This is a genomic window from Pengzhenrongella sp. (genome assembly GCF_036565025.1).
GTDB lineage: Bacteria > Actinomycetota > Actinomycetes > Actinomycetales > Cellulomonadaceae > Pengzhenrongella.
Window position 1 is genome coordinate 19,018 of record NZ_DATCNW010000202.1, and the last position, 17,466, is coordinate 36,483.

At 69.2% G+C, this 17,466-nt stretch carries 17 protein-coding genes; 11 read left to right on the plus strand and 6 right to left on the minus strand.

Annotated features, from left to right (window positions below):
* The first annotated feature begins 200 nt into the window (after positions 1 to 200).
* The 8 genes from nosZ to nrfD are packed head-to-tail and all read left to right on the plus strand — an operon-like array spanning position 201 to position 9,380.
* A complete protein-coding gene (nosZ, locus tag VIM26_RS11635) occupies positions 201 to 2,198 on the plus strand; it encodes a Sec-dependent nitrous-oxide reductase (protein ID WP_331951303.1) in 1,998 nt (665 codons plus the stop codon).
* 1 nt (position 2,199) lies between these two features.
* Complete coding sequence (locus tag VIM26_RS11640; RefSeq protein ID WP_331951305.1) at positions 2,200 to 2,643, plus strand: cupredoxin domain-containing protein; 444 nt, start codon at positions 2,200 to 2,202, stop codon at positions 2,641 to 2,643.
* Positions 2,640 to 3,287 carry a hypothetical protein gene (locus tag VIM26_RS11645; RefSeq protein ID WP_331951307.1) on the plus strand — a complete coding sequence of 216 codons (648 nt, stop codon included), beginning with the start codon at positions 2,640 to 2,642 and terminating at the stop codon, positions 3,285 to 3,287. Before VIM26_RS11640 ends, VIM26_RS11645 begins: the two co-directional genes overlap by 4 nt.
* On the plus strand, positions 3,284 to 4,879 hold the full coding sequence (locus VIM26_RS11650; protein ID WP_331951309.1) for a NosD domain-containing protein: 1,596 nt from the start codon (positions 3,284 to 3,286) through the stop codon (positions 4,877 to 4,879). The genes VIM26_RS11645 and VIM26_RS11650 overlap by 4 nt, the downstream gene beginning before the upstream one ends.
* The gene (locus tag VIM26_RS11655; RefSeq protein WP_331951311.1) at positions 4,879 to 5,655 is read left to right on the plus strand and encodes an ABC transporter ATP-binding protein; all 777 of its coding nucleotides are present in this window, start codon (positions 4,879 to 4,881) and stop codon (positions 5,653 to 5,655) included. The genes VIM26_RS11650 and VIM26_RS11655 overlap by 1 nt, the downstream gene beginning before the upstream one ends.
* A complete protein-coding gene (locus VIM26_RS11660) occupies positions 5,652 to 6,482 on the plus strand; it encodes an ABC transporter permease (RefSeq protein ID WP_331951313.1) in 831 nt (276 codons plus the stop codon). Before VIM26_RS11655 ends, VIM26_RS11660 begins: the two co-directional genes overlap by 4 nt.
* 52 nt (positions 6,483 to 6,534) lie before the next feature.
* Positions 6,535 to 7,386: a 4Fe-4S dicluster domain-containing protein gene (locus VIM26_RS11665; protein WP_331951314.1), complete on the plus strand. Its 852-nt coding sequence runs from the start codon at positions 6,535 to 6,537 to the stop codon at positions 7,384 to 7,386.
* A complete protein-coding gene (gene nrfD / locus VIM26_RS11670; RefSeq protein ID WP_331951316.1) occupies positions 7,383 to 9,380 on the plus strand; it encodes an NrfD/PsrC family molybdoenzyme membrane anchor subunit in 1,998 nt (665 codons plus the stop codon). The genes VIM26_RS11665 and nrfD overlap by 4 nt, the downstream gene beginning before the upstream one ends.
* 513 nt (positions 9,381 to 9,893) lie before the next feature.
* Here nrfD and VIM26_RS11675 read toward each other — a convergent pair.
* Entirely contained in the window at positions 9,894 to 10,799 is a 906-nt protein-coding gene (locus VIM26_RS11675; protein WP_331951318.1) for a phospholipase A2, read from the minus strand.
* A 570-nt stretch (positions 10,800 to 11,369) separates the two neighbouring features.
* Here VIM26_RS11675 and VIM26_RS11680 point away from each other — a divergent pair.
* Positions 11,370 to 11,555 (plus strand): hypothetical protein, encoded by a 186-nt coding sequence (locus tag VIM26_RS11680; protein WP_331951320.1) that lies wholly within the window; start codon positions 11,370 to 11,372, stop codon positions 11,553 to 11,555.
* 122 nt (positions 11,556 to 11,677) lie between these two features.
* Here the strand turns inward: VIM26_RS11680 and VIM26_RS11685 are convergent, their stop codons facing one another.
* The 4 genes from VIM26_RS11685 to VIM26_RS11700 all read right to left on the minus strand — a co-directional run bounded on the left by VIM26_RS11685 (position 11,678) and on the right by VIM26_RS11700 (position 14,417).
* A complete protein-coding gene (locus VIM26_RS11685) occupies positions 11,678 to 12,214 on the minus strand; it encodes a hypothetical protein (protein ID WP_331951322.1) in 537 nt (178 codons plus the stop codon).
* Between the two features lie 26 nt (positions 12,215 to 12,240).
* Entirely contained in the window at positions 12,241 to 12,771 is a 531-nt protein-coding gene (locus VIM26_RS11690) for a transposase family protein (protein ID WP_331951324.1), read from the minus strand.
* 579 nt (positions 12,772 to 13,350) lie between these two features.
* On the minus strand, positions 13,351 to 13,491 hold the full coding sequence (locus VIM26_RS11695) for a hypothetical protein (RefSeq protein WP_331951326.1): 141 nt from the start codon (positions 13,489 to 13,491) through the stop codon (positions 13,351 to 13,353).
* A 449-nt stretch (positions 13,492 to 13,940) separates the two neighbouring features.
* Complete coding sequence (locus VIM26_RS11700) at positions 13,941 to 14,417, minus strand: NUDIX domain-containing protein (protein WP_331951328.1); 477 nt, start codon at positions 14,415 to 14,417, stop codon at positions 13,941 to 13,943.
* Positions 14,418 to 15,011: 594 nt separating this feature from the next.
* On the opposite strand from VIM26_RS11700, the gene VIM26_RS11705 reads away from it, so the two are divergent.
* On the plus strand, positions 15,012 to 15,596 hold the full coding sequence (locus tag VIM26_RS11705; RefSeq protein ID WP_331951330.1) for a hypothetical protein: 585 nt from the start codon (positions 15,012 to 15,014) through the stop codon (positions 15,594 to 15,596).
* 5 nt (positions 15,597 to 15,601) lie between these two features.
* A complete protein-coding gene (locus tag VIM26_RS11710) occupies positions 15,602 to 16,489 on the plus strand; it encodes a nucleotidyl transferase AbiEii/AbiGii toxin family protein (RefSeq protein WP_331951332.1) in 888 nt (295 codons plus the stop codon).
* Between the two features lie 212 nt (positions 16,490 to 16,701).
* On the opposite strand, the gene VIM26_RS11715 is transcribed toward VIM26_RS11710, so the two are convergent.
* Positions 16,702 to 17,133: a hypothetical protein gene (locus VIM26_RS11715; protein ID WP_331951333.1), complete on the minus strand. Its 432-nt coding sequence runs from the start codon at positions 17,131 to 17,133 to the stop codon at positions 16,702 to 16,704.
* Positions 17,134 to 17,466 lie beyond the last annotated feature (333 nt).

Consider the following 17,466-nt stretch of genomic DNA (forward strand, 5'->3'; position numbering starts at 1 on the left):
AGATTCTTCGGACCGGTCCCCGAGGCCTTCGATCCCTGTGTGGCGGTCGGCTCATCCGCGTTGACCAGGGACTTTCGGCCTAGATCCTCCCGAACCCGCAATGTCACCGTTGGGGTGCCGCCTCTTCGTAGGCGTGCTAATTGATGCTCGATTTAGCGAACAAAGTCGTGCGCAATTCGTCAGCACCTGGAGGATTTGCCATGTCCGGCATTCAGCGCAGGCAGTTCATCGGGATCAGCGGGGGCGTCGTCGCGGGCGCGGCCCTCGGAGTGGTCACGTCGCGGGTTGGTTCCTCCATGGCCAGCGACGGCGTGCTGGGCGCCATGGCGACGAGCCGTGGCCTGTCCGGGGACGAGGCCCGTGGCGCGCTCGCCACGACGGTCCCCCCGGGCAAGTACGACCCGTACTACATGTTCGCCTCGAGCGGCCACCTCGGAGCCGTCCAGGTCATCGGCGTCCCGTCGATGCGACTGCTCAAGGTCATCCCGGTGTTCAGCCGGGACTCCTACTCGGGCTACGGCTTCGGAGCCGACCTCAGCGACGAGATCCTCAAGGCCGGCTCGAACCCGACCAAGAGCTCCTCGCTGGGCTGGGGCGACAGCCACCACCCCGCCCTGTCGGAGACCGACGGCGAGTACGACGGCCGGTGGATCTACATCAACGACCGCGCCAACGGGCGGATCGCGATGGTCGACCTGACCGACTTCAAGACCAAGCAGATCATCGACATCCCCAACCTCGGCAGCTCGCACGGCATGTGCGTGACCCCGAACAGCGAGTACGCCCACATCTCCTCGATCACTCCCCGGCCCACGACCGACAACGGTTACGCGCCGCTCGAGAGCTACGCGGACCTCTATCGCGGGTACTCGACCTGGTTCCACATCGACCCGAAGACGGGCCGGCTGGTGCCGGAGAAGAGCTTCCAGGTCGAGCTCCCGCCGTACAACCAGGACCTCGCAGACGCCGGAAAGCTCGCGAGCAACGGCTTCGGCTTCATCAACTCCTTCAACACCGAGCTCGCGGTCGGGGGCACGGCCGCCAAGCCGGTCGCCCCCGAGGTCGGCGCGACCAAGAACAACTTCGACTACCTCCAGATCATCGACTGGAAGAAGGCCGAGAAGGTCGTCGCCGCGGGCAAGTTCGTCGAGCGCAACGGCATGCGCGTCATCACCCTGAGCGTTGCGGCGAGCGAGGGCGTGCTGCACCTCGTCCCCGAGCCGCGCAACCCGCACGGCGTCGACGTCTCGCCGGACGGCCACTACATCCTCATCGCGGGCAAGCTGGATCCCCACGTGACGGTGTTCTCGATCGAGAAGATCAAGGACGCGATCGCCAAGGGCACCTACCAGGGCAAGGACCGCTACGGCGTCCCGATCATCGCGATGGACGTCGTACTGGCGGCGCAGGTCGAGGTCGGCGCGGGGCCGCTGCACACCCAGTTCGACGGCAAGGGCAACGCGTACACCAGCCTGTTCATCGACAGCGCCGTGGCCAAGTGGACGCTCGGGCCCAAGTCGGGGGTCACCGACAAGCCGTTCACGTTCATCGAGAAGATCCCGGTGCACTACAACATCGGGCACCTCGCGATCCCTGGCGGCGACACCGTCAAGCCGACCGGCAAGTACCTGGTCGCGCTCAACAAGTGGTCGCTCGACCAGGTGCAGAAGCTGGGCCCGACGCACCCGGTGAACCTGGAGCTCATCGACCTCGACTCGAGCCCGCTGAGCACGCTGAGCAGCATGCCGCTGGGCAACTCCGAGCCGCACTACGCCCAGATCATCAATACCGACAAGCTCAAGCCGCTCAAGGTGTACACGCCGGGGACCGACCCGCAGACGATGGCTCTCTCCGAGCACGCGATCGTGGCCGGCAAGGAGCGCGTCGAGCGCAACGGCAGCGTGGTGGACGTCTACGCGACGCTGATGCGCAGCCACTTCACGCCGGGCACGCTCAAGGTCACGGTCGGCGACACGGTGCGGATCCACCTGACCAACATCGAGACGACCGAGAACGCGACGCACACCTTCACCATCCCGGCGTACAACATCCAGGCAACCCTGGATCCGGGCGAGGTCGTCAACGTCGAGTTCACGGCGGACCGGGTCGGCTCGTTCGCCTTCTACTGCGCACAGTTCTGCTCGGCCCTGCACATGGAGATGTACGGCTGGCTGCTCGTGGCACCGAAGGGGGCCTGAGATGAGCTTCGCCAAGCGCGCCATGTCGACGGCGATGGGGACGGTGTCGATCGCGGCCGCGCTCCTGCTCGTCACGAGCTGCAGCAGCGTCGGCGCACCCGGGGCGAGCTCCGCGACGAGCATGGCCCCGGGGATGGACATGTCCTCGCACTCGCCGTCGCCGGCGTCGTCCTCGCGGGGCGCAGAGCTCGCGATCGAAGCCACGGAGTACGCGTTCTCCCCGGCACCGCTCAAGGCGGCGGCCGGCGAGACGACGATCAAGCTGACCAACAAGGGCGCGATGGATCACGACCTCACCATCGACGCGCTGAACGTGCACCTGACCGCGACCGCCGGCAAGACGGCGCAGGCCACCGTGACCCTCAAGCCCGGCACGTACCAGGTGTACTGCTCCGTCGCCGGTCACCGGCAGAGCGGGATGCAGGGAACGCTGACCGTCTCATGAGCCGGCAGCAGAACGTGGAGCGCCACCGTCGCCATGTCCTCGTTCGGCTCGGCACGGCCCTCGCGGCCGTCGCCCTGCTGCTCGTCGCCGCCGGGCTCCCGCTCTGGCACGCGAAGTTCTCCGCACCGCAGTACCCGCAGGGCCTCGCGATCTCGGTGTACGGGAACACCGTCAAGGGCGACCTGGGCGAGATCAACGAGCTCTCGCACTACATCGGCATGCCGCCGTTCGACTTCGTCGGGATGCCGGAGCTCAGTCTCTGGCCGTACGTGATCGCCCTCGCGATCGCCGCGGCGGTGGCGACGGTCGTCACCCGCCGACGCTGGGTGCAGTGGATCGCCCGGGCCGGTGTCTGGCTCATCCCGGTCGGGGCGCTGGTGGACATCCAGTTCCGGCTGTGGCAGGTCGGGCACAGCCTGGACCCCACCTCGCCGATCCGGGTCGAGCCGTTCACGCCCCTGGTCGTGGGTCCGACCACGCTGATGAACTTCACCGTGTTTGCCACCCCTGGCATGTCGCTGCTGCTCATCGCGCTGGCCGCTGCGGTGCTCAGCTCCGCCCCGTACCTCGCGCGGCGGCTGAGCCCGGGCCCGGCCGCGGTCGCCGGCGCGGAGCTGGCCGACGCGAAACCGCAGGCACCGTGATCTCCGGCCGAGGTCGCGCCGCGTCCGTGGCCGCCCTGGTGGGTGCGGTGATCCTGGCCGTCGCCGGCCCCGCCGGCGCGGTCGGTTCTGCCCAGCCCGCGGCGTGCGCGGCCGCGCCGCGCGCAGCCGAGGCGGGCTCGGGCGCCGCCTCCCGCGGCGACGACGACGCCATGGCAGGCATGGCCGGCATGGCCGCGAGCCCCGCAAGCCACCCGATGAAGGAGCTGGCCGACCGGCTCGCCCGCACCCCGACCGGAGGCACCCTGACGGTGCAGCCGGGGGTGTATCGCGGCGGGCTCGTCATCGACCGCCGGATCACGCTCGTCGGCGTCGGGCACCCCATCCTCCAGGGCGACGGGACCGGCACGGTCCTGACCATCCGCGCCGCGGGGACCACCGTCCGCGACCTCATGGTCGAGGGCAGCGGGCCCGGACCGGTCGACAACCCGGCGGGCGTGAGCGTCGAGGCCGACGACGTCGTCGTGCGGGACAACCACATCCGCGACAGCTACACCGGTATCTGGGTCGAGGGCGTTCGCGGCGCCCGGATCACCGGGAACGTCATCGACGGTCGCAAGTCGGTCGCCGTCTCGGGTGCGTCCCCGGCCATGTCGCAGGGGGACATGGGCGGGATGAAGATGGGCTCGGGCCACGGCGCCGCGCAGGCGGGCCGCGGTGACGGCGTGTCGCTGTTCGACGCGACCGCGCCCCTGGTCAGCGGCAACACCATCTCCGACGTGCGCGACGGGGTGTACCTGTCGCACGGCAGCGACATCCGGATCGAGTGCAACAGCGTCGTCGGCAGCCGTTACGCGGTGCACGGCATGTACGGGGTCACCGTCACGGTCCTGCGGAACCGGTTCACGACCGACGAGTCCGGCACGGTCATGATGTACGGCGGTCCGGTGACGGTGGACGGGAACGTCATCCGCGAGCAGGTCTCGGCGGCCACCGGATTCGGCGTGCTGCTGCTCGACGTCGGCGGGGCGCGGCTGGTCAACAACGTCATCGTGAGCAACCGCGTCGGCCTGCAGATCGAGGGGGCGGCCGGCGAAGGGCACCCGGCCGCGGTCGAGCGCAACACCGTCGCGCTCAACCAGATCGGGGTCGGCGTGTTCCCGACGGCCGACGCCGTGATGTCACGCAACAGCTTCGTGCAGAACACGGTGCAGGTGCTCGGCCTCGGCCCCGACGGGGGCGGTGGCCCCTCGCGCTGGAGCCGCGATGGCGTGGGCAACTACTGGAGTGACTACCGCGGCTTCGACCGGGCGGGTAACGGGATCGGCGACATCCCGCACGTCGAGGGCGCGGCCGCCGGTCGCCTGCTCGCGGGGGACCCTGCCCTGCTCGCGCTGGCGACGAGTCCGTCGTTCACGCTGCTGCGCGCCGTCGAGCAGCGCTCGGCCGGTCAGCACCCCGTCGTCGTCGACCGCTTCCCGCTGATGGCGCCCCGGTCGCCGTCGCTGCCACCGGTGGCGACGCGCGTCGCGCTCGGCACCGGCCTGCTCGGCGGCCTGAGCCTGCTCGCCTGCTCCCTCGTCCTGGTGCGTTGCGCCAAGCGCCGCCCACCGTCGTTCGGAAAGAGGTCCTGATGCGCACTCCCCGACAGCTGCCCGACCAAGGCGACGAGCTGCTCGAGATCGACCGGATCACCAAGTCGTTCGGCAAGCACGTGGTGCTCGACGACGTGTCCGCGCGGCTCGCGAGCGGCGACATCGCCCTCGTGGTGGGGGCGAACGGGTCCGGCAAGAGCACGCTGCTGCGCGCCGTCGCCGGGCTCACCTCGTTCGACGGTTCGATCCGGGTCCTGGGCAAGGACCCGCGATCCGCCGCTCGCAAGGGTCTGATCGGCTACCTGCCCCAGCTCGTCGCCCTGCCCGAGGCAGTGACGGTCGGCGAGGTCATCGCGTTCTTCGCCCGGCTGCGGGGGGTGAGCCTGCGCCACGAGAAGGACCTCGCGACCGCGGTGCCGCTGCCCGACGGGTTCCTGCCGTCGCTCGAGAGCCCCATCGGCGCACTCTCCGGCGGCATGCGCCGGCGCGTCGCGCTCGCGGCCGCGCTGACCGGTTCGCCGCCGCTCGTCCTGCTCGACGAGCCCGACGCGAGCCTCGACGAGGAGCACAGTGCGTCGTTGTGGCATACCCTGCGCGCCCTGCGCGAGACCGGCGGTTGCGCGCTGATCGCCATGCCGCTGCTGGTCACGAGCCTGTTGCGGCACGAGCTGTCGGGTGTCGCCGACCGGGCCGTGCTGCTCGAGCACGGGCAGGTGGTGCACGACGGAACCGTGGAGTCCTTGCGACCGACGGTTGCGCTCGGTGCGCACGCCGGGGTCCCAGCCGCCCGTCCGACGTCAGTGGGCACGCGATGAACCTGTCCGCGGTACGCGCCGTCGCCGGCTGGGAGTTCCGCCTCGCGGTCCGCGGCCGCCTCGTCGTGGGCAGCGCCGTCACGTTCGCCATCGTCTGCGTGGTCGCGACGCTGCTCGGGCTGCGCTCGCTCAGCGACCTGGGGCTCGCGGGGGTCGGGCCCGGGACGGCGGCGCTGATCAACCTCGCGATCCTGTTCCCGCCGCTGATGGGGATCCTGCTCGGCGCCAACTCCGTGGCCTCGGCGCGCGAGCGCGGCCTGCTGCCGCTCATGCTCGTCCAGCCGATGTCCCGGCTCGACCACGTGACCGGCGTCATCGTCGGCCTGGTCGGCGCGGTGTGGCTCACGATCGGCGTCGGCCTCGGTGCCTCCGCGCTGCTGCTCGCGGGTGTCGCGGGCACGGCCGACGTCGGCGGGCTGCTGGCCATCGTGGTCGCCGCGCTCGGGGTCGGCATGGTCTCGGTCGCGCTCGGCGTCGCCATCTCGGCGCTCGCGGGCAGCCGCCTGGCGGCCCTCGGGCTGTCGATGGGGGCGTGGTTCCTGTTCGCGTTCGCGATCGACCTCGTCCTCGCGGGCGTCGCGTCGGGCGTCCACCTCGGTTCGTTCGGGCTGTTCGTCGGGGTCTTGTTCAATCCCCTCGAGGCGGGCCGCGTGCTGATGGTGCTCGCGTCCGGTGCGGACGCGCTGACCCTGGGACCGTTCGGCGCCTACCTGAACGTCACCGTCGGCACCACCGGTGCGGCGCTCGCGGTCTGCGGATCGCTCGCGGCCTGGACCGTGGCGTCGCTGGTCGCCGCCTGGGCGGGGGTCACGCGACGCGAGCCCTGAGCCGAGTTCTTGACCGAGACGTGAACCAGCAGTGAACGCAAGGGAGAATGACATGCAGCCCGCCAACCATGGCCTCGAGGTGCCGCCCGGCCTCTCTCCAAAGGTGAAGGAGGAGGTCATCAAGGTCCTGAGCCGACGGAACCTCCTGACGACGCTCGGCGTCGCAGCCGCCGGCGGTGCGCTGGCGACGGTCACCTACAAGGACGACGCGAACGCGGCGACGACGGCGTCGGCCGCGAAGAAGAACGATCCCGAGCACGCCTGGTGCATGGTGATCGACCTGCGGATCTGCGACGGCTGCCAGTCCTGCACGAGGTCGTGCCAGCAGCGTCACGAGCTCCGCGAGGAGCAGACCTGGATCAAGGTCTACTCGATGACCAACACCTCGGGCGGAACGTTCGCCATGCCGCGGCCCTGCATGATGTGCGAGGACCCGCCGTGCCTGAAGGTCTGCCCCGTCGGGGCGACGATCAGGACCGATGAGGGCCTGGTCCTGGTCGACGAGGACGCGTGCGTCGGTTCGCGGGCCTGCATGGCCGCGTGTCCGTACGAGGCGCGGTACTTCAACTGGACCGAGCCGCTGCCGACAAAGCGCCTGCTGCCGATGGCGAAGTCGATGCCCCAGATGCCGATGCAGAAGAAGGGCACCGTCGGCAAGTGCGTCCTGTGCGCCGACCGGCTGCCGTACGGGGAGCTGCCCGCCTGCGTCGCGGGCTGCCCGATGGGCGTGCTGTACATCGGTGACCTCGTCACGGACATCGCGGTGAACGGGCCGGGCACGACAGTCGTGCTCTCGGAGTTCCTGCGCGCGAACGATGCCGTTCGTTACAAGGAGGAGCTCGGGACGAACCCGCGCGTCTACTACATCCTCGGCCACGGCCAGAACCTCGGGGGACAGGCATGAGCACCGTCGAACGCACCGTGCTGGACCCCGTTGAGGCGTCGCTGCGCCCGTTCACCCCGCCCAGCCGCGCCTGGCGGGTCACCGTCAGCCTCCTCGGCGTCGTCGTGCTGGCCGGCGTGGCGGCCTGGGTGGTGCAGCTCATGGGCGGGATGGGCGTGGCCGGCTACAGCGACCACGCCTTCTGGGCCGTGTACATCGCGGACGTCGTCACCTTCATCGGCGTCAGCTACGGCGGGGCCGTGGTCTCCGCGATCCTGCGCCTGACCGGCGCGACCTGGCGGGCTCCGCTGACGCGGCTCGCCGAGGGCACCGCCGTGGTCACCGTGCTCGTCGGCGCGGCGCTCATCATTCCGCACATCGGCCGCCCCCAGCTGCTCTGGGAGCTGCTCAGCCGACCGAACCTCACCGCCCCGGTGTTCTGGGACTTCATCGCGGTGATGACCTACATGACGGCGTCGATCGTGTTCTTCGCACTCCCGCTGGTGCCGGACATGGCGATCCTGCACACGAAGTACGGGCAGGCGCTGGGTCGTCGTCGGGCACGCCTGTACAAGGCCGTCGCCGGCGGCTGGGTCGGGGCGCAACGGCAGCGCCGCGTGCTGGCGGGCGCGCTCGGACTGATCTCCATCCTGATCATCCCGTTGGCCGTCTCGGTGCACTCGGTGCTCGCCTGGGCCTTCGCCACCACCAGCAGGCCGTGGTGGCACGAGAGCATCTGGGCGCCGCAGTTCGTCGTCGCCGCGCTGTACTCCGGGGTCGCCCTGGTGATCCTGGTGGTGGCCGGGTTCCGCCGCGGCTACCACCTCGAGTCGCTCATCCACCCGCGGCACTTCGTGCGCCTCGGCTTCATCCTCGCGACCTTCGCCGCCACCTACCTGTACATGACGTTCGCCGACCTGCTGCCCGGTGCCTACGTCGCGGACGAGCCGACCGCGGCGGTGTTCGCGAAGCTGCTCGTCGGTGACCTGGCGGTCTACTTCTGGATGTTCGTCGTGGTCGGTGGCGTGCTGCCCCTGCTGCTCGTCGCGTGCCCGAAGACGAGGAACGTGCGGGGGATGGTGGTCGCGTCCATCCTCATCGTGCCGATGATGTGGCTCAAGCGCATACTCATGATCGTCGCGCCCGCCTCGTACGACACGATGACGCACGCCTTCGGTGCGTACCACTTCACCTGGGTCTCGATCTCGATCACCCTCGCCGCGCTGGCCGCGGTGCCGCTCGGGCTGATGCTGCTCTTCCGGGTCGTCCCGGTGCTCTCGATCGACGAGATCGAGGAGATCAACGAGGCCGAGGCGGAGGCCGCGGCGGTGGCTGCTGCGTCGCACGCTGCGAAGAGCGAGCCCCGCGTTCCGAGCCCGGTGGGTGCGCCGGGTACGGCTACCCGCGTGCTCGGTGGGGTCGGCGCGTTGCTGCTGGTCGGCGTGCTGGGAGCGTTCGGGGTGGCGGGCGCGTCTCCGGCGAGTGCCGCAACGACGCACGCTGCCCCGGTCGGCCCGCCCGCGATCACGGTCGCCGGCGCCGAAGTGGGCGGCCTGATGGAGCTCACCGCGAAGGTGGCCGGCCCGGACGGCCGGCCCCTGGTGCACTCTCCGGTCGCGTTCGGCTTCACCAGCGAGGAGTTCGGCGCGGGCCGGCTGGTTCCGCTCGGGTCGGTCAGCACGGACACCGACGGCGTCGCCCGGCTGACGCTCGGTTCGGACGCCGACCACCTCTACAAGCCGACGTCGAACGGGCCGCAGGAGTTCGTCGCGAGCTACACGGCGAGCGGCGCGCAGCCGGTCACGGCCAAGACGACGGTCAAGGTGACGATCGGTCAGTCGGCCTACCACCCGGCACCGCCCAAGGCCCTGGCGGGCCTGGGGAACTTGCTGATCGTCGGCCTGTTCGCGGCAGTGGCGACCATCTGGCTCACGCTGGGAACCGTCGTCGTACGCGTGCTGCGCGTGCGGGGTGACGTGGGGATCGCGCCGAGCGTCGCGCCGAGCGGCGCCTGATCGGTTGGCCGCGACCGGTGGCGGGGAGGGCTTTCCTGCCTCGCCGCCGGTCGCGGACCCCGGCGAAGCCGGAAATCGCGACGATGCCCGCCACGAGCGTGCCGATGCCAAGGGCCGAAACGAGCACGACGTAACCAAGTGGCGGACGCGGTCTGCCGCCGACGCCGTACACGTCCTGCATGTGCGACCTGGCCGTGTCACACCCCCCGACTCCCAACGCGAAGATGGCGACGGCCGGCGCGCGCGGTCCGGACAGTCCCGCGACCGTGGCGCCACCCTGGGACAGCAGGTAGAGCACGACGGCGGCACCGACGAAGACGGTCGCCACCCCGTCCCTCCAGGTCCTGATCGCCCTTGGACTGGTTGACGTTGTCGGTGACGGCGACCAGATCGGCGCCGAAACCGAGGTCGTTCGCGTACCCGGTGCGGTCGTCGGCCGACCACGCCGCGGCACCGGAGCCGGTGCAGCCCCGGTGCAGATGTCGACCGTGAATCGCCGACGTGCGGATTCGATCAGTATCCGCCGGCGACGACCACCGCGGCCCAATAGACGTCGGCCGTGGCGTGGCACGGGCTGCGAAGCGCGCTGAAGACGCCGTACTGGTAGTCGCAGTTGGTATACATGTCGGTATTCAGGCCGTTGTCGCACGCGGACTTGCCTGCGACGTGAGCCTCGTAGCACAGATCGTGGCGCGCGCAGGGGCCGCGGAAATTTGCATTGGGGGCGAACGGCGCCGGGAATTCGTCGGGTGCGTCAGTGCAGTAGTCGTGCAGGGCGCCGAGCGCGGGGTTGTACACGTAGTTCCCCGGGACAGCGACGAACGGCAGCGAAGTCGCGGTCGTCACCGTTGTCGCCGGAGCAGTGGAAGTCGCCGTTGGTGCGGAAGCAGCGGTTCGCGCTGTGCCCGGCCCCGCGGGCGAAGGGCTGGCGGCGATCGACGAGTAGATCGGCGCGTTCAAGGTCACCGGATACACGGTCGCGGCATCGAGCACGACGGTCTGGATGAGCCTCGTGCCGGTGATCGCGTACGAGGTCGCGACCGGACGCCCCTTGGCGTCCTGTGCCCACGCCCCGTCGAAGGCGCCGGCGGTCGCTCCGGTCGGGCCCGCCACCAGGATGTCCCCGGTCACCCGGGCGTTGGCGGCGCCGGCCTGGGCGGGTCGCAGCGTGCTCCCCGCCGGCACGGTGGTGGCGAACTCGTACGAGCGGGGCTCGCTCGCATCGGCGACGACCGTGGGGGAGCCCTTGTCGCCCGCGCGCGCAGCCACCACGACGACCCGCTGGTCGCGGGGCGACTGCGGCGAGGTCTCCGCCTGGGCCGGCGCAAGCCCGAGTCCGACCAGGCCGGCGGTCAGGACGCCGACCAGCGCCAGACGACCGGAAACTCTGCGTGCGTGAACACTGCGTGAATGCTTCACATCTGCGTCCCACCGTGAGTTCTCGGACCTTGGTCGTCGTTCCGTCGAGCCAGTCGGGCACGCCCGAGCCGCCAGACGAGCCGCAGCACGGCAATGGCCACCAGTAGATAGCCGGCGAGCAGGAGAAGTCCGCCACCGATATCGCTCGGTTGTCCTACTTTGCCCACATTGAGGACACTCAGAAATGCGTGCAGAAGCACGAGCAGAATTCCGGCTGACAAGAGGCCGTACTGATTCATCATGCTCGGCCGGGTTGATTTTGGTGGCACGCTGCTAGTCGTAGTGGTCCTCGGTCGAAAAGTCAACGAAGACCTCGATGACAGGTGATTTCCCGTCGTTCTCGCGCAAACGACGAACGTGGTTGCGGTGAACGCGTAGCGAACCCGCGACGACCCAGCTCTGCTTGACGACCTTGCCCTGCCCGATGGCCTCGGCCTGCCTGACGACCTTGCCCTGCCTGAGGACCTCGCCTCGCCCGCCGACCTACGTTGCCCGCCGACTTGCCTTGCCCGCCGACTTGCCCTGCTCGACGACTTGCCCTGCTCGACGGGCTCGCCTCGGTCAGCGGACGTGCCGGAACTGCTCGTGGACCACATCGAGGAACGGATGAAGATCGCGGTCGCTCAGGTCCGAGTTGATCCTAGCGTGGTGGGGACGCGGATGGCTGCGGTCATGCTCGAGCACGGGCACGTCGTGACTGCCCGGACCGGGCAGCGATGGCGGGACCGGGCGATCGCGCATCTTGCCGCCGCCTGACAGGCAGGCTGCCTCCGACCCGCAAGCGCCCGATGCGGACGACCTGCAACGGAAGGGGGCACCCCGGAAACCATCCGGAATGCCCCCTTGACCACGCCCCTTGACGAAACACGACGACAAAATCATCTGGGCTCGAGTGCCAGCAGTTCTCGGCGGCCGGTCCAGTACTGCTCGAGGTTGACGGTCCGGAGATCGGCGGGCGGAGCCAGCCCTCTGCCGCTGACCCGCACGTCGCCCAGCACCTGGCCGTCGAGCAGGTCCAGGGGGACCGCCACAGCTGTGATCGACCAGTCCCACGCACCGAAGGCGTCTTGACGTTTACTTTCGGTCCGTGCGCGGTAGTCAACGCCCGCGATTCGCATCGTGTGCTCGCCGACCAGATTGAAAGAGCCATTGGAATCGGCCGTCAGCTCTACAAGGAATGCTGGTGCCGACCTCCATCGCGCCACTTCGAAATCTTCCAGTGCGAGCGTCGCAAGAGAAACCTGCTCCCGAGACGATTCGTTGGTCTGGCCGTCAACAACGCTCGACTTCTTGGAACGTGTTGTGTGTGACTCCAGCAGGATTCGTGTGGCGTCGGCGGGCAATTCTTCGGGCTCGTAGGTGGAGCGAAATGCTGACGAGCTTGCCTCGACCGCAGCGCTCTTTCCGATGTGCATGACGCTCCTGAGGGACACCTAGAGGGTTATTCACCGGCGATCTTGTAGAAGTGGAGAGCGATTACGGCGGCGATCGTTTCGGTGAATGTTGAGAGTGGTCGCCGGTAGTCGGTGTGGAGGATCCTCCAGGTCTTCAGGTGGGCGATTGTTCGCTCGATCATGTAGCGGATCTTGTTGACCTCGCGGTTGAAGTCGTTCTCCCAGTCGAGGAGGTTGCGGTGTTCGGGTTTCCTGATAGGGGTGAGCATGCCACCTCCGATGTATCCCTTGTCGCCCATCCAGATAGTCGAGTCGAGGGTGTCGAGGGCGCCGGAGATCCTGAGCGCGGCGATGTCGTGGCGGCATCCGTCGACGGCGTCTGAGATCCATGCGAGCCGGCCGCTCAGGTCGCAGACGACCTGGACGTTGATGCCCGTGGTGCCGTGCTTGCCGGAGTCGAGCTGGCGCTGACCGTGCCATGACCAGCACGGGAGCAGCGTGCCGTCCACGATGTCCTGGGTGCCGGGGTCCAGGTCCTCGGCGACCGGCACGTACTCGTTGAACATCGTGGCGAACACGGGAGTCAGCGCCGATATGGCCCTGGAGCAGGGCCCAGCATTCCTGTTCGGCGCCGTCGGGGGTCTTGGAGCGCGGCACGACGCCATTGCCCTTGAGCTGGGACTTGACCGCATCGAAGGCCGTCTCGATCTGCCAGCGCTGGGACAGTCGTAGTGGGTCGTCGTCGGTGAGGGTGGCGGCGGCGCAGATCGCCTCACGGATCGAGTGGCAGGCGCAGGGAAGTCCGGACACGTAGCTGCCGTCGGCGACGCCACTCGAGTACGCCCCGACGCCGGCCGCGATCAACGCGCGGGTCCCACACTCGGCCAGCACCAGCAGCCGCAGCTGCGGGAACGCTCCCCGCAGCCGCTCGCCCTGCTTCGTCTTGGTCGTCGGGCCCCCGAAACGCTCCCAATTCGCGCCGGTGTCCTGCACGTCCAGGGTCGTGCCATCCACGCTCGTCACGCGCAGACCCCGCCAGAACGCCCCGGTCGTGTCCGGCCCCGCCAACGGCCACGAGACCTCCTCGAACAGCAACCGCAACGGTTCGGGACCCAACCGGGCCCGCGCCTTGGACAGTGCCTCCTCCGACGGGATCGTCACCGCAACCCCGCACCGACCGCATCGATCACCGACTCCACGAGCTCGCGCGGGAACGCCTTCGCCAGCACCCCCACGCTGATCCGATCCGCCAGCCCACCCTCGTCGTCCCGCACCATCTGCTGTCCAGCCCTAGCCATCCGGACACCGTCCAGGGCCGTCACACTAAGTTGAAGGACCATTCGGCGTATCCAGGTGACGAATGGCGATAAGTCGCGGGCCGCGCTCAACCGGCGTGATCCCTTGCCGCCCAACGGCTGCCAGCTGTTCGGGCTGGAAAGGGTCGCCGGGAGGCGACGACGACAATTTCGTCAGCAGGCGGCCCGAACACAGGGACCGACACGCAGGCTTCGGCGGGACCGTTCCGGCACCGTAGAGCGTGTCCCCGCACCGGTCGCCTGACCGTTGCGCGTCCCTCGGTCTTGATGGACCGAGCGCCGTGCCCTACGACCTCGCGCCCGCTGAGTTCGCGTCGTGTTGAGTACGGCTTCTAAGGTTCCTTCGCGGGGCTGACTGTCCGACCCGCATGTCGCGAATCGATCGGGCGTCCGTGACCGGTGCTCGGTGCCGGTCTGGCCCGACTCCTGGCTCAGTCTGGCGGGTGAACCAGGCCGTGCCGAAGCCGGTGGTCCAACTCCCACAGGGCCGTCCGGTTCGAGTCCCACCGCGCGGCCTTCGTCGCCCCATCAAAAGTGAACCATTCGTACTCGGTGTGCTCGTCCGACAACGTGAACCGGTTCTCCACGGCGCGCACGCCGAACGCGAACTCCGGGATCACCAGCACTTTCGGACCCCACGTGAACTCCCCGGTGACTAGGACCACCGGGACCGTGGCCCGGGCGTCCAGCGCGACGAAATCGAGGTCACCGGTCAGCCCCGCCTCCTCGGTCGTCTCCCGCCAGGCCGCTCGCAGCGGTGACTCGCCGGCCTCCCCACCACCGGCGACACCCTGCCAATACGCGGCGTCGGCACGCCGGAACAAGGCGTACTCGAGCCCCTCCGTGACCTGCCGATAGGGCAGCACCAAGACCTGGAACGGGGCACGACCACCGACGGCGTCAGTCACCTTCCCAGCGTAGGACGTCAAGACGCTGGCGAGGTCGAGGGCGGTTTTCGTGGTTCCGACTGTCGCAAACGTATCCGGGCCTACCAGCAGAGGCAGCCTGACAAGGCACCGCGTAGCTGTCGTCAAGCGGCGTTCGTCTGAGACCGCTGAGTCGGGGAGTGACGAAGACCTCTGCGAGGTCGTGCGTCGGGGACGACCCAACGCTCTGGGCGGCGTTCGATACTCTCGCACCGTCGTTCCCGGGCTCGCGGGGCGAGATCCTGGACACGTGCAAGGCGGTGGTGGGCGCGGGCGCCGCCTGACCGGCCCGGGCGGGCGCGGCGGCGAACGCGGTTCCCGGGCGCCTTTTGCCACCCGGGGCACCCCGGGCACAGTGCACCCCACACCGCACTCCCGCCAACGCGCCTCTGGAGGTCCCGCATGGGGTCGACCCCAGCCACCAACCTGTTCGAGCAGCTGCTCCTGCGCAACTCGCCCGTCGTGTCTGGCGACAGTGAGGTGGCCTGATGAGTACGTCGACCATCCCCCGAACGGCGCGAATCCCCTACACTAGAGGCATTGGTGTTGAGGTTTCCCGACCCAGGAGGTGTGGTCATGGCTCCGACGAGTGACGAACTGCTCGCCAGTCTGCCCGAAACCTTTCGCTCATCCGAGGCGCTCGACCACGTCAGCGAGCGTCAGTTCCGCCGTCTCAAGGACGAGGGCAGCATCATCGCGCTTTCCCGCGGCCTGTACCGCAAAAGTGACTGGCTGGGCGATGAGGATCTGATCGAGATCGCCGCCAAGGCACCCCAGGCCACTCTCTGCCTGCGCTCGGCCCTCGCTCGCCATGAGTTGATCGACGACATCCCGGTCGAGATCGACATCGCTATCCCGCGCGGATCGTGGACCCCGGAGACCGCTGCCCCGGTCAGGTGGCGCCACTTCGACCCTGACACCTTCGCCATCGGCCGCGGGCGGCTGGACACCGACGGTGGACGCAGCATCGGTCTCTACTCCGCCGAGCGAAGCATCATCGACGCCTTCCGGATGCGCCAACTCGAGGGTCCCGATCTCGCCAACGAGGCACTCAAGCGATGGCTCCGTCGTGGCGGTCAGCCCTCAGATCTTCTGGCTTTGGCCAGGTCGTTCCCGCGCGCCCAGACCGCGCTGCGCAAGACGTTGGAGATCCTGCTGTGAGCCGCGTGACGAGGGGTACGCCGTCGGGCGATGCCTACCTCGACCTCCAGAACGAGGCTCGCCGCACCGGACGCCCGACCCAAGAGTTGCTTCAGCTCTACGTGCTCGAGGGGTTCCTCGCCCGCCTCGCGGTCAGTGAGGTTCGCCAGAGCTTCGTCCTCAAGGGCGGCGTCCTGCTGGCCGCCTTCGACTCACGGCGACCGACCAAGGACGTCGACCTGGCCGGCATCGACCTTGCCAACGACACCGAGACGATTCTGGAGCTGGTGCGCCGAGTGCTGGTGGCCGAGCCGCCCGGCGATGACGGCATCGAGTTCGTCGGTGACACGGCGACCGCTGAAATCATCCGCGAGGACGACGAGTATTCCGGAGTGCGTGTGCACGTCGAAGCGCACCTTGCCAGCGCCAAGCTCCCGTTCCATGTCGACGTGAACGTGGGTGATCCGATCTGGCCCGAGCCGACAACCGTTGCCGTGCCCCGGCTTCGAGGTGGCGACCCGATCGAGCTGCCGGGCTACCCGATGCACATGGTTTACGCCGAGAAGATCGTGACCGCCATTCAGCGCGGCATCGCGAACACGCGTTGGCGCGACTTCGGCGACATCTGGAGCCTCTCGCGCCAGCACCCGATCAGCGCGAGCGACCTGGCGAGCGCGATCGGTGCGGTCGCCCGTCACCGCAAGGCGAACATCCGGCCACTGGCCGAGGTCCTCGACGGGTACGCCGAGCTCGGGCAGGCACGGTGGGCTGGCTGGCGGCGCCGCAGCAACTCCGCCCAGCTGCCCGAACAGTTCGCGTCAGTCCTCGAAGCAGTCGTCGCGTTCGCAGACCCTGTGCTCGCCGGTGTCGTTGCTGGCGAGACATGGAACCCCAGCGGTGGCGATTGGGAGTAACGAAGCCGACAGCGTCTGCCCGGACACCAAGCTGCTCGGCTGCCACGAGAACCGCAGCGGCGAACTGCTCCGGCTCGCGCGTCCCGACGCGAGACCGCGGCACTCACGCGACGGCCAACACGCGCGCCGCTGCCGGCACCTGACCTGCCCGGGCGCCGCGCCGGATGCGGTTCCCGGGTGCCTTTGCCGCCTGGGGTGCCCCGGGCGCGGCGTCAGCGACGACGAAGTCCGGGGCATACCCCAACTCGTCGAACAGCAACCGCCAGGAGGGCGCGTTGCTCTTGGGCATCGCCCGCACAACCCTCAGCTTCAGCGACCGGTCCAGCGCTGTCATCGGGTCCGGCGGGGGCAGGCCCCCAGACGACCTCGCCGGCGACCAGCAGGAAGAAGCCCTCATCCCTGCGCGACGCTCCGCCCCGGGCGTGGCTGCGCCCGTAGACCGGGATGTCGTCCAGCAGGAGCACTTGCGGCTGGTCCAACGGCTCCCCGGCGGCCAGCAGCGCCTTCAGGCGCCCGCGTTCGGCCAGGGCAGCCGTGCGCAGACGCTCTTCGACCTTCCCGAACACGACCGGGCCGAACGCCTCACACCAGTCCGCGGCGACGTGCCACACGTTGTTGCTCGCCGCAGTGCGGGCGCTCTTCACCTTGCGCTTGGTTTCGTCGTCGACCTGGCTCGGCTTCGCCGTTGCAGCGCGGTCGTTGCACGTCCGCGCGAAGCGGCCGGCCGGTCCTGGCCATCGTCCTCACCCCGCGAGGGCCGATCCCGGGGTCCCGCCTCCTTCGCCAGCGTACTTCTCGCCACGGACATCCTGATCGGGTCCATCACCTGGATACTCCGAATGGTGTTGAAGGTATTGGGGGGGGCGGGGCGGCAGGCCGAGGAACCTCAGGACCTCCGCCGCGTCCTGCGCCAGCTCACGCTGGACCCGGACCGGGACCGGCTCCAGCAGCTGGATCGTGACGATCCCCGCGGCGAG